Origin of the sequence: Bacillus sp. ok061 (genome assembly GCF_900108285.1) — a bacterium.
Taxonomy (GTDB): domain Bacteria; phylum Bacillota; class Bacilli; order Bacillales; family Bacillaceae_G; genus Bacillus_A; species Bacillus_A thuringiensis_S.
Genome location: NZ_FNUW01000015.1, coordinates 110945 through 124862, shown reverse-complemented (window position 1 = coordinate 124862; position 13918 = coordinate 110945). Strand labels below are relative to the sequence as shown.

Genomic DNA, 13918 nt, shown 5'->3' with positions numbered 1-13918 from the left:
GGTCTCGCCTCATGACACTTATAACAGTTGTTTTTGTCGCATTCGCACTTCTTGTTATATTTTACACGAATTTCATGACACATACACTGTGTGAACGAAAACAAATAGCTGCGAGCCGCCAGCCCAGTGTCTTTCGGGTTATTAATGTATGTATAACAATTTTATTAATTTCTAGTTATATAGAAATTATATTTCATGGAAAGTGAGGAAGGAAAGCCCCTTCCTCATTTTTTTCCTCTATAAGCAAATTATACCTACTATAACCAATAAAATAAACAGTACAAGTAATAAAATAAGTTGAGAATTCATCCCCATCCCCTCCTCTATTCTGTATATGCGGCATACGCCCAATATGGCACACTTTCAAAATCTGACACGTACTGGTTAATTTTTCTTTATCAATATGAAAACGCGTCGAAATATGATATATTAAATTTTGTACATATTGCTTATACTATAGAACAAAACATTCATCAAAACTTTATCCTCAGCCACGGTAAGCCCTGTTAAGCGCGCTTTACCAATACAAAAAAGCAAAAGTATCAGTGAGACTTAATCGGGCTCTTATGAATTTAAAATTCATCGGTGTAGGATAAATTAAAAATACATAATAGTAGGAGTGTTTATCGAATGAAGAAAGCTATGCTTGCCTTAGCCGCAACAAGTGTAATCGCATTATCAGCATGTGGAACATCATCATCAGACAAAATCGTTACATCTAAAGCTGGTGACATTACAAAAGAAGAATTCTACGATCAAATGAAGACACAAGCTGGTAAACAAGTACTAAACAACATGGTTATGGAAAAAGTACTTATTAAAAACTACAAAGTTGAAGACAAAGATGTAGACAAAAAGTTCGATGAAATGAAAAAACAATACGGTGATCAATTCGATACACTAATGAAACAACAAGGTATTAAAGAAGAAACTATCAAAAATAGTGTGCGTGCTCAATTAGCTCAAGAAAAAGCGGTTGAACAATCGATTACTGATAAAGATGTAAAAGCAAAATTCGAGGATTATAAAAAAGAAATTAAAGCAAGTCATATCCTTGTAAAAGATGAAGAAACTGCTAAAAAAGTGAAAGATGAACTTGCTCAAGGTAAATCTTTCGAAGAATTAGCAAAACAATACTCTGAAGATACAGGTTCAAAAGAAAAAGGTGGCGACTTAGGATTCTTCGGACCAGGGAAAATGGTAAAAGAATTTGAAGAAGCAGCTCAAAAGTTGAAAAAAGATGAAGTAAGCGAACCTGTAAAAACACAATTCGGTTACCATATTATCAAAGTAACTGATAATCACGCAGATGCAACTTTCGATAAATCAAAAGCTGATATTAAAAAATCACTAGCTCAAGAAAAAACGCAAGATGCTCAATTTATGAATGACTTAATGATGAAAGAAATCAAAAAAGCTGACGTAAAAGTTGACGATAAAGATTTAAAAGATCTTTTCAAAGAGCAAAAAGCTGACGATAAAAAAGAAGAAAAGAAATAATGAAAAGCTCGGGCTTAGCCCGAGCTTTTTTTATGTCCCCTCTTCTCAGGGTAAATTGTGTACAGATTGGGTAAACGAAATTACATGATTGGCTCTTCGATGCTATAGAAAGGATAACGTTTTTTTATTTTATGGATAGTGTAAAATCTTAGTTAGTTTTACACTATCTTCGTTACCGAAAGTTTATTTTGTCATTCGTTTAACTAAAACCATCTTTTATGCATTTCACTTAAAAACATTTCTGTGATTCTAACTCCTGAACTTCCCCCTATAATAGAGTCAATCCCACAATGCGGACAAACTGCTGTGTTATCATCATCCCACCACTCTGTAATTTTTTCTGGATTAAAAATTTCCAAACAATAAAAACAACCACATATAACATCCTTTTCTAAGCGCTTTCTATTACGAGAACAAAAACGATGTGCTTCCTCAAAATATTTTTCCATCAGTATCCCCTATTCCTGATTTTTTCTACGCTTTACTTAGATCATCCTCGGTAAAATCACAATTCTTTCTTACAGAAAAACAAAAAACCCTTGATTCACAACGCGTGGAACCAAGGGTTTATCTCATCATTATTGATTAAATTAAGAAACTATGTTAAATTAGTACAGAAACACGTTTTCTAAAATACACAGAACGTATTTATCCGTATCTTAATTGTACAACAAAATCTTTCTTCAGTCAATCTCTATTTTTCACTTTTAAAGGAGTGCTTACGTATGAACAAAAAACTTGATCTAGAGCAAAAACGATTGGATACCGTAATCGAAACGATTACGCAGCAAATTGATAAGCTGGAAAACGAAACCGGCAGACGCCGGGCAGAAGTAATCAATATTCGTAAACACTTTTGGGATGATGTGAAAGTGAACACGGATACTTTTGATGATTATCTTGAAACAGTTATCAACTTAAGACAACAAGCTCAGTCACTAGCTGTCACACAAATTACCCATAAGCACACCTTTAATCGACTTGCCGCGCTGCGACGTATGCAAAAAGCACCTTACTTCGGACGCATCGATTTTACTGAAGAAGGCGAACCTGCCGCAGAACAAATCTATATCGGTGTTTCTACCCTTACTGATGCAAGCGGAGAAAACTTTCTTATTTATGACTGGCGCGCCCCAATTTCAAGTGTTTATTACGACTATCCACCAGGACCGGCTGAGTACAACACACCAGGAGGCGTAATTCGCGGTAATGTGGAGAAAAAATTACAATACATTATTCAAAATGGCGAGATTGATTCCATGTTCGATACGAGCCTCACAATCGGTGATGAAATTCTGCAACAAGCGCTCGGAAAAGGTACAAACAAACATATGCAGAGCATCGTCGCTACGATTCAGCGTGAACAAAATGAAATTATCCGTCACGATGAAGGCCGACTCCTTATCGTTCAAGGAGCTGCTGGTAGTGGTAAAACATCAGCTGCCCTGCAGCGAATCGCCTACTTACTATATAAATATCGCGAATGGCTAAAAGCGGATCAAATTATTCTCTTCTCCCCTAACTCTATGTTCAATAGCTACGTATCTAACGTACTACCTGAACTCGGTGAAGAAAATATGCAGCAAGTAACATTCCAAGAATATTTAAACCATAGACTAAGTAAGTCATTTGATGTGGAAGATCCTTACGAACAATTAGAATATATGCTAACTGAAACAAATAGCGCAAATTACAAAATTAGAAATACGAGCATCCGATTTAAAGCATCCACTCAATTTTTCGAAATGATTAGAACGTACAGACAATCTCTTGAAACTTCAGGCATGCTATTTAGAGGAATGAAATTTAGAGGAAAACTGATTGCCTCTGCTAAAGAAATTACAGAGCAATTTTACAATACCGACTCCTCCCTCCGCTTCCATAGTCGAATTGAGAAGTTAACGGATTGGCTAAATAAGCAAATAGATGCACTTGAAAAAGCAGAACTGAAAAAGCCTTGGGTAGAAGAAGAAATTGAATTACTTAGTAAAGATGAATATCAAAAGGCTTATAAATACTTGCAGAAAAAAGGCGAGTTTGACGACAACTCCTTTAATGATTATGAGAAAGAAACGAAAGTACTCGGACGTATGATTGTCCGTAAAAAATTGAAGCCTCTTCGTAAAGGCGTTCAAACATTGCGCTTTATCAATTTTACAGGCATATATAAACAACTTTTCATAGATGCATCATGGGTTACTGGAGAAAAACCGAAAGAATGGGATGACATTTGCTCATTAACAGTGAACATGCTCGATGAAGGAAATCTATATTACGAGGATGCGACTCCATTTTTACTTTTAAAAGAATTAATTGAAGGCTTCCAAACGAATAGATCGATTAAACATGTACTCGTAGATGAAGCACAAGATTACTCTCCGTTCCAGTTCGAGTTTTTAAAACGTCTCTTCCCTGCCGCAAAAATGACGGTACTCGGGGACTTTAACCAAGCAATATTTGCCCATGCAAGTGAAACAGTTAATTTCAATACACTTACTAACTTATACGGACCAGATGAAACGAACGGTATTAACTTAACTCGTAGCTATCGCTCAACAAAACCGATTATTGAATTTACACGAAATCTCGTACCAGAAGGAAAAGACATTCACGCCTTTGAACGTGACGGCGAGAAACCTATAGTGACGAAAGTAGCTGATTACAGCGAACTTCATGAGCATATTACTGCTAAAGTTGCTGAACTACAAAAACAAAATCACAACACGATCGCAATTATATGTAAATCCGCAACTGAAAGCGCCGCTGCATACGAAGCACTCCGTCATATCGAGAATATTAAACTCGTGAAGAGTAACTCAGCCGAGTATGAGCAAGGTATTGTCGTGATCCCTGCTTATTTAGCGAAGGGTATTGAATTTGACGCTGTTATTATTTATGATGCTTCTGAAGATGTATACAGTGATGAGAGCGTACGTAGATTGTTCTACACCGCTTGTACGCGCGCAATGCATGAGTTGCAACTTTATAGTGTTGGCGAAGTTAGTCCTTTTGTGCTTGGGGCTGATTCGGATAGTTTTGAGCTTATAACAAAAACACCTTGATAATCATCAAGGTGTTCTTTTCATTCTAAATGGCATATCTTTACGTCGATATACACTTAACACAATCCCCATTAAAAGCGCATGGAATACAGTCGGTGTTAATCCATAACTAATAAAAGGTAATGATATAGCAGCAATCGGCAATAAGCCTAAAATCATGCCCACGTTATAAATAAACTGGACTACAAAAAGAGTCATTCCTCCAATGAGAAGCAATTTACCATATCGGTCATTTATTTTATAAGATATGATTACTAATCTTGCTACAAAAAGAGAAAGAACAGAAACCAGAATTAGCGCAAGCACATACCCATAATAGTAAGTCAAACTTGCAAATACAAAATCAGTATCCGCAGCAGGGATGAATTTTGTATCTCCAGATGTACCAAACCAACCAGCCGATGACATTACCTCTTTTAAACGTATATACATAAATCCTGCACCACCTGCATCACTCTCCGGATTTAAATACCCTAAAATTCTATCTAAGTGGTATCCTGAAGACCAGGATACCGATGCCCTGATAATAAATAAACAAATGGGTACAACCGTAATAATCAACGCCGTTTTCTTTCCTAACTTACTCCACCAAAGCATAACGAATACCATTGTCATATAAACAAAAATTGACGAAAGGGTTGATACAATCAAAAATAAATACAAAGAAAATAAATATAAAACCACAAGATGCATAACCTTTAACCTACTATTATTGAAAAAAGAAGCCCACGCTAGAAAAAAGAACGGTACTGCTATTAAACAATCAATTTCAATGGGACCGATTTTTATTAACGGTTCTCCAGTCAACGAAGCGTTCGGAAAACAGTATAGCATTAACAGAATAAGTACTCCGATTGTGTAAAACAACCCTCCCCTTCTCTCTAATTTCCGATAATCAATCAGCATCATCCCAAAAGCTGTTACAACACCGAGAATAACAAATATCACCTTATTCATTATTACATCATTCGTATATCCAAAAGCTAAAACTGGCAAAAATCCTAGCCCCATCGCAGCCACTAATAAACCAATTAAGAACCAATCAACCTTTGGCTTATGTAGTTTATTAAGTTCCTGGCCAAGCTTGATTGGACTTCCCATTTGTTCAACGGCCTTATCTTCCGCAACTTCCTCACTTAACCCTTTTTCTACCCACATATTCTTGGCCTGTTTCAAGTGAAAGTCTAGTTCTGTTGCCACCAAGTCCTTCGCTTCTTTTGATTTAATATGGTTCGTAACTTCTTTTAAAAAATGCTCCCCTTTTTTATTCAATTTTTTCTCACTCCTGTACTAATCCTTTTAATATAAATCGCGCCTTCATAGCATTTTTCTCTACCTTTCGCAACATCTTGTTTCCTTTATCATTTAATTGATAATATTTAGCTCCTGCGTGATCCCAGCTAGATTGGATAAAGCGGTTCTGTTCTAAACGATGTAATAAAGTGTATAGAGACCCTTCATCACCTTCGAATTTTTGAATCCCTCTCCCTCTTAGCAACTGCATCAATTCATAACCTGTTTTTTCATTCATAAGAAGTTGTAACACCGCTAAAAGGATATCTTCTTCCTTTTCGGATGATTGCTTGATTTTTTCGCGCACCCGCTTTCGATGTTGATCAGAAAAACTCAAATGTTTAAACGTTGTGTTCTCCATTGATTTTCGCAAGCCTTTTAATCGATCTTCCATTTGATTATCCCTCCAATCCTTTCTTCAAAAGTTCCTTCGCTTTTTTCAGTCTCGTTTTTATCGTATTTTCCTTTACGTCTATTACCATAGCAATCTCTTTAATTGATAATTCTTCATAATAAAATAGATAAATGACTTCTCGATATTTTATCGGTAAATTCATTACTGCAGAAGCCAACCTACTATCCTCAACATTTTGAATAACTGTTTGTTCGACACTTTCTTTTTGACTCTCCATATACGTAAAGTCATCCTCTGTAACGATAACTTTTTTGTTATACCAACTTTTTACATAGTCCTTACATTGATTGATCGCAATTCTCCATAACCACGTTTTCACATTCGATTTCCCTTTATATGTATGAAGAGATTTATAACATTTCACAAATATATCTTGCGTTACATCCTCCGCAACCTCTTTATTATTCACATATGAATACACAAGCTGCAGGACTTCTTGTCCATACTTGTTCATTATTTCATCGATAAGTTCCTCCTTATCTTCTATTTCAAACGCTTCTATCGTTAATTCATCCACATCATTTCCTCCTTCCCATATATTAGACGACGCACTGTATGGAAAAGTTTTATAAATACATAAAAAAATACGGATGGTAATGTCCATACCGTTTTTTTATGAATATTTATTTACTTCTTGTCCCCTGACACTAATGCTCTGCTTAAAAACAGGAATTTTCATCCATATGTCTTGTTCCCTATTTTAAAACATAATACAATTAAAATGTAACTTAATAAGCTATAACTAGTAGGTGTGGCAATCATCTCTTCCATTTTGAAAAAAGGGGGAGGTGATAATATGATCGCGATGTTTGTAATTAAATTAGTGTATGGTATCCTAACCGGAGCTGGCGTTGTCATCGGTAGAAGATACGTCGGTCCGTGGCTAATTTCTGTATACAAAAAAGCGAGAACCACCCTGCTTCGTGGAAAAGGTAAGGGCGGTTCTCGGCTAAAACGTTAATGTAATTGTCTTATAACCGCACCTACTACCACCACAATAGCAAGTTAGGTTACACAAGGCAGAAGTTTCTCAGGCTTCTGTCTTTTTTATTTTATGCAAAATTCATACTATATACTCTATCATCATTGTAACACATTTTATTTATTTTTAGTCAAGAGAAAAACCACCTAAAGGCTCTCCTTCAGGTGGTTCTCTATTTTATGCTAACGCAGCTGCTTGCTCTTGTTGATCTAGACTTTTTCTAGTTCAGCTGTGCCGCTCTCATCATTTATAGCAACAATAAAGACCGATTATGTACCCGCTTCATAACAGTAGGATTAAACAAGGAACAACACCTATTACGAATATAAAAAATCCTCTCACTATATAGTACCTATGTTTTCAGCGATACTCTATTACCATCAAATTAAGTTTGTATAATTTAAACTACAGAATAGCGAGCTAATTTTCAAATATCTTCTTTCGCATAACCCTAAATTTATTATCCATTTGCATTATGATTATAAATAAAAGATATCCTACCGACGCACCGAGCATATTTATAGCAATCCGCCACACATCAAAAACATCAGACAAAGTTAGTAAATGTAATATCTCCCAAACAAGAAAGGTCATAACATACCACTTACGAGCTTTCTTATAGTTAGTCACTTTATTAATCAGCACTGGAACGAAAAATCCGAATGGAACTACTAATATTATATGTTGTAAAACGCTTAACCAATAAGTTGAGTTTCCCCAAGGACCTGGATGTGCAATAAAACCTTTAACTTGCCAAAGTGTTATTCCAAAAAGTTGTAATAACGTTTCTAAATCAGATATATGTAAAAATTGCTGCCAAAATTCAATGGGATGATAGACAGTCCCACCACCTGTCAAACTGCGAACAGAGTCAAATGTAGAAGTTGAAATAAACGTTCCTAAAAAGACAATAAAACAAATGATTATATAAGGAATACATAAAACTTTCGATAACACCTTTAATGGCCTAGGAACTTCGTATACCGATTTATTAATCTCTACGCCAATAACTTTTGATTCTCCAAAACTTTGAATCGCTTTATAAATCGCTTCTTTTTCATTCATACCTTGTTCCATATATTCTTCTTTCAAGCTGTTCAAGTGATCATACATTTCTAGAAATAACTCATCCTGTTCAATATCACTAAGTTCTGAATAGGCTAAAATAGACTTAATATACTCATCAAATTCACTCATAAATAACTCCTTTCTGACAAGCTTGAATTAATGCTGTTACACTTTCCCAAGAGTTCACTTTCTTCTGCAATTCTTTTTTCCCTTTATCTGTAATAGTATAGAATTTCCTTTTCATCCCATTCTCAGATTCATTCCAATAAGATTCAAGAAACTCCTTTTTCTCTAATCTCTTTAAAGCAGGATACAAAGTTCCCTGTCCCATACTATACAAATCTTCACTTGCATCCTTTAAACTTTGAGCTATTTCGTATCCATATGTATCACGTTTTGCAATGATAGAAAGCAATAAAATATCTATACTTCCCTTCAAGATTTCTTTATCCAACAATACCACCACCTTATATACATCGTATAACAACATATGTCGTTACGCAATATAGTTAGAAGAATATTCCATGAAAAAAAGAAAAAACCACCTAAAAGCTTCCCTTCAGGTGGTTCTCTATTTTATGCTAACGCAGCTGCCTGTTCTTGTTGATCTACAGGAATTACAGCGTCTGTTAATGCTTTTTCTAGTTCAGCTGTATATTTCATTTGTTCTTCTTTGCTCCAGCCTAGTTTCGCAGCCATATAGTTGATTACTGCTTCTTTCCACTCGTATACCCAGTGGATGTTGAAGAATACAGCGCCTCTGCGGCGTACGAAGAAGTCAACTGGTTTTGCTGTCATTTCGTAATCCATTGCGTATACAAGCGGGATTAGAACGTCAAGCGGCATGTTGTATTCTTTCGCTTCTTCTTTATGTTTTTTCGCTAAGTCGAACAGTACATCAACGTTAGAGCCGTAGAATTTCGCGAACTCTTCTGCTTGTACTTTCGTTAAACCAGATTTCGTACCTTCGTCTGCTTTTTTCGCAACGAATGCCGGGAATCCGTGTGAACCATCTACATGTCCACCAGAGATCGGCATATGTTTCGTATCACTCTTCGGATATGCACTATGACCTTCTTTTTGTAGTAAGTTCGTTACGTAATCTACTACCATTTCAGCCATTTTGCGGTATCCTGTTAATTTACCACCTGCGATTGTAATTAAACCAGATTCAGAAGTCCAAATTTCATCTTTACGAGAAATTTCAGATGCATTCTTACCTTCTTCATAAATTAACGGACGTACACCAGCCCAGCTTGATTCAATGTCTTTCTCTGTAATTTTCACACTTGGGAACATGTAGTTAATCGCATTAATGATATATGTGCGATCTTCTGTTGTCATTTGTGGTACAGCTGCATCTTTATCATAGAACGTATCCGTTGTACCTACGTATGTTTTTCCGCCGCGAGGAATCGCGAACACCATACGTTTATCTGGTGTATCGAAGTAAATCGCTTGCCCTAGTGGGAAACGTTTTTGATCAATTACTAAGTGAACACCTTTTGATAACTGAAGTACTTTTCCTTTTTTCGAGTTATCTTTTTCACGAAGTGTATCTACCCAAGGACCAGCTGCGTTTACAATTTTCTTACCGTAAACTTCATATACTTCACCGTCTAGTAAATCGATTACACGTACACCGCATACTTTTCCATCTTTATATAAGAAACTGTCTACTTTTGCGTAGTTAACAGCTTTCGCACCATGCTCAATTGCTTCTTTCATTACTTCAATTGTAAGACGCGCATCATCTGTACGATATTCTACGTAGTAACCGCCGCCTTTTAATCCTTCTTTTTTTACAAGAGGCTCTTTATTTAATGTTTCTTCACGGTTAAACATCTTTCTGCGCTCGCTTCGTTTTACACCTGCTAAGAAGTCGTATACACGAAGACCAATTGATGTACTAAATGATCCGAACGTACCGCCTGTATGGAACGGAAGTAACATCCACTCTGGTGTTGTTACATGGGGACCGTTCTCATATACGATCGCACGCTCTTTACCCACCTCTGCTACCATTTTCACTTCAAGTTGTTTTAAATAACGTAGACCACCGTGTACAAGCTTCGTTGAACGACTTGATGTACCTGCTGCAAAGTCCTGCATTTCAAACACAATTGTTGATAACCCGCGTGTTGCTCCATCTAATGCAATACCAGAACCAGTAATACCTCCACCAATTACGATCACATCTAACTCTTGTTTATTTACTCCGTTTAATACGTCTTTACGTTGTTTACTTGAAAATTTCATGGTAATTCCTCCCTTTGATAACGAAAAAAGAGACCACAAACTCCGCTATAGATTTCGCCTCTATAGCGCGTTGTGGTCTCTCCAAATCTCCTACCGAATTATTAACTTGTCACCATTATAACACTATTTATGATTATTTGAAAGCTTTTGTTGCTTCAATTGCTTTTTTCCATCCAGCATATAGCTCTTCGCTTGTTTTCGCTTCCATCGTTGGTTCAAAGCGTTTGTCCATATGCCACTGTGATTTAATTTCATCTTGGTTTTTCCAATATCCAACCGCAAGACCAGCTAAGTATGCTGCACCTAAAGCTGTCGTTTCGTTGATCACCGGACGCTCTACAGGAACATCTAAAATATCACTTTGGAACTTCATTAAGAAGTTATTTTTAACTGCTCCGCCATCAACGCGTAATGTTTTCAGTTCAATACCTGAATCTGCTTCCATTGCGCATAATACATCTTTCGTTTGGTAAGCTAAAGATTCTAGCGTTGCACGAATGAAATGCTCTTTCGTCGTACCGCGTGTTACACCAAACATAGCGCCGCGTACTTCACTATCCCAGTAAGGTGTTCCTAGTCCAACGAATGCTGGTACAACGTATACACCGTCAGTTGATTCAACGCGAGAAGCATACACTTCACTCTCACTTGCATCTTTAAACATGCGCATTCCGTCGCGTAACCATTGAATTGCAGAACCTGCTACGAAAATACTTCCTTCTAATGCGTAGTTTACTTTACCATCTATTCCCCATGCAATTGTTGTTAATAGACCGTGCTCAGAAGCTACTGCTTTTTCACCTGTGTTCATTAGCATGAAGCAACCAGTTCCGTAAGTATTTTTCGCCATACCTTCACCGAAACAAGCTTGTCCAAATAATGCTGCTTGTTGGTCACCAGCTACACCTGCAATCGGTACATTTTGACCGAAGAAGTGGTAATCAATTGTTTCTCCATATATTTCAGATGATGGACGTACTTCTGGAAGCATACTCTTTGGTACTGTTAACATTTCTAGAAGCTCATCATCCCACTGTAAGTCGTGAATGTTAAACATTAACGTACGTGATGCGTTTGAGTAATCTGTTACGTGTGCTTTACCACCAGATAGTTTCCATACAAGCCATGAATCAATTGTTCCGAATAATAGATCGCCGTTTTCTGCTTTCTCTCTTGCACCTTCAACGTTATCTAGAATCCACTTTACTTTCGTACCAGAGAAGTATGCATCAATTAAAAGACCTGTTTTTTCGCGAACCATTTCGCTATAACCTTTTTCTTTTAACTCATCACAAATTTCAGCTGTTTGGCGAGATTGCCATACGATTGCGTTGTAAATTGGTTTACTAGTTGTTTTATCCCATACAACCGTTGTTTCACGTTGGTTCGTAATACCGATACCAGCGATTTGTTCTGGTTTTACATCTGCTTCGCTTAAGCAAGTTGCGATAACTGCTAAAATAGATCCCCAAATTTCTTGTGCATTATGCTCTACCCAGCCCGGCTTTGGAAAATGTTGTGTAAACTCTTTTTGAGCTGAATGAACAATTTCACCTTTTTTATTGAATAAAATTGCACGTGAGCTTGTTGTTCCTTGGTCTAATGAAAGAATATATTTTTTCATATCGGTTTCCCCCTTATGCTACTTTTCTACTATTTGTATTGCTTCCGCTTTTTTTACTTGTCATATAAGAGATTGCTAGTACAATCACAGTTGCGATAATCACATAAATAAGTGCTGAATTTTGTTTTCCTTCAAATACAACTTGATGGAATAAACCTGCAAGTGATCCACCTAAAATTGGACCTACTACTGGAATCCATGCATACTTCCAGTTTGAACCGCCTTTTCCTGCAATCGGAAGGAAGAAGTGTGCGATACGCGGACCTAAATCACGTGCTGGGTTAATTGCGTATCCTGTTGTCCCACCTAATGATAAACCAATACTTACAATTAAGAAACCTACGATAAATGGATTTAATCCATCTGCAAATTTATTTGCACCAATTGCTAATATACCAAATACTAAAACGAATGTTCCAATCATTTCACTTAAAAGGTTTGCAAATGTGTTCGGAATTGCTGGACCTGTTGCAAATACACCTAACTTTGTTCCTGGATCTTCTGTTTCTTTCCAGTGTGGTAAGTAATGTAAATATACGATAACTGCCCCGATAATTGCCCCAATCATTTGTGCTACGATATAACCTGGTACGTCACTCCATGGGAACGCTCCCTTAAATGCCAGTCCTATCGTTAAAGCTGGATTCAAATGTGCCCCACTAATTGATCCAACCGCATACGCTGCAACCGCTACTGCTAAGCCCCAGCCCATTGTAATAACAATCCAACCTGAATCTTTCGCAAACGATTTCTTTAAACTTACACCAGCACAAACGCCGCCACCAAGTACGATTAACAACGCAGTCCCTATTAACTCTCCTAAAAATGCTGACATAGTATCCCTCCACAATCAATTTAAACGCTTCCAAATGTGATAGAGGTAAAATGAATGGCCATTCGTTTTTGTCAAAAGAAAAAGACCCACAGCTTTGCACGCTTCTATATAAATTTATATAGAAACAATGAAATGTGGATCTCTTCTTTTCTCCGTCACGTTTATTAACTTGTCTATAATGTTAACCTCTTATGAAAGCGGTGTCAACAGAATTTTTTTCACATTTTCGTCACTTTTTTTGGTAATGTTTCCATAGTTCGCGTTTTGACGTCGTAATTGCTGTCGCACCAGCGTTTAAAGCTCTTTCCACATCTTCTACAGTACGAATAAAACCACCCGCTAAAATCGGTACACCAGTACGCTCTTTCACTTCAGCGATAATATCCGTCATTGCTCCAGGAAGTACCTCAATATAATCCGGTTTCGTCTTATCTAAAAGATTGCAGCTCTTCTCCATCGCACTCGAATCGATTAAAAAGATGCGTTGTATTGCCACAACACCTTTTTGCTTCGCCTTCATAATAACGCTCGCCTTTGTTGAAAGTAACCCGTACGGTCTAAACTCCTGACATAAATATTCCGTCGCATGCCCATCACTCTGCAAACCATGAATTAAATCCACATGTAAAAACACCTTTTTACAATATTGCTTCGCAAGTGATATAACACTCTTCAATTGACCGACATGAATATCTAAAATAACGATATATTCATACGAACTATGTAATAGCTTTTCCAAATCTTTAATTTGCCTCACTGCCGGCAAAATCTTCTGTTCATGAAATTCCATTCTATATGTCCCCTTCTTTATGTCATCCTATCCTTTATAGTACACAATTTAAGTGAAAAGAACAGCTAGTGTTGGGGGATTTCTTTCAAA

15 protein-coding genes are annotated in these 13918 nt (G+C 36.8%); 4 read left to right on the top strand and 11 right to left on the bottom strand.

Going from position 1 to position 13918, the window contains the following annotated elements:
* Positions 1–11: 11 nt before the first annotated feature.
* Positions 12–206, top strand: coding sequence for a hypothetical protein (locus C4S65_RS19950; RefSeq protein ID WP_000172691.1), 195 nt, complete (start codon positions 12–14; stop codon positions 204–206).
* 31 nt (positions 207–237) lie between these two features.
* Here C4S65_RS19950 and C4S65_RS35700 read toward each other — a convergent pair whose 3' ends face one another.
* Complete coding sequence (locus C4S65_RS35700; RefSeq protein ID WP_002023459.1) at positions 238–351, bottom strand: hypothetical protein; 114 nt, start codon at positions 349–351, stop codon at positions 238–240.
* A 279-nt stretch (positions 352–630) separates the two neighbouring features.
* Between C4S65_RS35700 and prsA the strand changes: the two genes are divergently transcribed.
* Positions 631–1500, top strand: a complete 870-nt coding sequence (gene prsA / locus C4S65_RS19940; RefSeq protein WP_000710062.1) for a peptidylprolyl isomerase PrsA — start codon at positions 631–633, stop codon at positions 1498–1500.
* A 203-nt stretch (positions 1501–1703) separates the two neighbouring features.
* Here prsA and C4S65_RS19935 read toward each other — a convergent pair whose 3' ends face one another.
* Positions 1704–1949 (bottom strand): cytoplasmic protein, encoded by a 246-nt coding sequence (locus C4S65_RS19935; RefSeq protein WP_098838426.1) that lies wholly within the window; start codon positions 1947–1949, stop codon positions 1704–1706.
* 276 nt (positions 1950–2225) lie between these two features.
* Between C4S65_RS19935 and helD the strand changes: the two genes are divergently transcribed.
* Positions 2226–4562 carry an RNA polymerase recycling motor HelD gene (gene helD, locus C4S65_RS19930; protein WP_098838425.1) on the top strand — a complete coding sequence of 779 codons (2337 nt, stop codon included), beginning with the start codon at positions 2226–2228 and terminating at the stop codon, positions 4560–4562.
* A 6-nt stretch (positions 4563–4568) separates the two neighbouring features.
* On the opposite strand, the gene C4S65_RS19925 is transcribed toward helD, so the two are convergent.
* Genes C4S65_RS19925 through C4S65_RS19915 form a run of 3 tightly spaced genes read right to left on the bottom strand, consistent with a single transcriptional unit; the run spans position 4569 to position 6787 of the window.
* Positions 4569–5834, bottom strand: a complete 1266-nt coding sequence (locus C4S65_RS19925; RefSeq protein ID WP_043935328.1) for an FtsW/RodA/SpoVE family cell cycle protein — start codon at positions 5832–5834, stop codon at positions 4569–4571.
* A gap of 7 nt (positions 5835–5841) precedes the next feature.
* A complete protein-coding gene (locus C4S65_RS19920) occupies positions 5842–6249 on the bottom strand; it encodes a PadR family transcriptional regulator (RefSeq protein ID WP_029442067.1) in 408 nt (135 codons plus the stop codon).
* Positions 6250–6253: 4 nt separating this feature from the next.
* Positions 6254–6787 (bottom strand): sigma-70 family RNA polymerase sigma factor, encoded by a 534-nt coding sequence (locus tag C4S65_RS19915; RefSeq protein WP_086407074.1) that lies wholly within the window; start codon positions 6785–6787, stop codon positions 6254–6256.
* A 279-nt stretch (positions 6788–7066) separates the two neighbouring features.
* Between C4S65_RS19915 and C4S65_RS34510 the strand changes: the two genes are divergently transcribed.
* Positions 7067–7231 (top strand): hypothetical protein, encoded by a 165-nt coding sequence (locus C4S65_RS34510; protein ID WP_000561154.1) that lies wholly within the window; start codon positions 7067–7069, stop codon positions 7229–7231.
* Positions 7232–7672: 441 nt separating this feature from the next.
* On the opposite strand, the gene C4S65_RS19905 is transcribed toward C4S65_RS34510, so the two are convergent.
* The 6 genes from C4S65_RS19905 to glpP form a co-directional block, all read right to left on the bottom strand.
* Positions 7673–8449 carry a VanZ family protein gene (locus C4S65_RS19905; RefSeq protein ID WP_061666640.1) on the bottom strand — a complete coding sequence of 259 codons (777 nt, stop codon included), beginning with the start codon at positions 8447–8449 and terminating at the stop codon, positions 7673–7675.
* Positions 8442–8774: a PadR family transcriptional regulator gene (locus tag C4S65_RS19900; RefSeq protein ID WP_000356630.1), complete on the bottom strand. Its 333-nt coding sequence runs from the start codon at positions 8772–8774 to the stop codon at positions 8442–8444. Before C4S65_RS19900 ends, C4S65_RS19905 begins: the two co-directional genes overlap by 8 nt.
* A 122-nt stretch (positions 8775–8896) precedes the next feature.
* A complete protein-coding gene (glpD, locus tag C4S65_RS19895; RefSeq protein WP_029442064.1) occupies positions 8897–10579 on the bottom strand; it encodes an aerobic glycerol-3-phosphate dehydrogenase in 1683 nt (560 codons plus the stop codon).
* A gap of 133 nt (positions 10580–10712) precedes the next feature.
* Positions 10713–12203: a glycerol kinase GlpK gene (gene glpK / locus C4S65_RS19890; protein ID WP_000760014.1), complete on the bottom strand. Its 1491-nt coding sequence runs from the start codon at positions 12201–12203 to the stop codon at positions 10713–10715.
* A 13-nt stretch (positions 12204–12216) separates the two neighbouring features.
* Complete coding sequence (glpF, locus tag C4S65_RS19885; protein ID WP_001272200.1) at positions 12217–13038, bottom strand: glycerol uptake facilitator protein GlpF; 822 nt, start codon at positions 13036–13038, stop codon at positions 12217–12219.
* 229 nt (positions 13039–13267) lie between these two features.
* Positions 13268–13828 (bottom strand): glycerol uptake operon antiterminator GlpP, encoded by a 561-nt coding sequence (glpP, locus tag C4S65_RS19880; RefSeq protein WP_000394286.1) that lies wholly within the window; start codon positions 13826–13828, stop codon positions 13268–13270.
* Positions 13829–13918 lie beyond the last annotated feature (90 nt).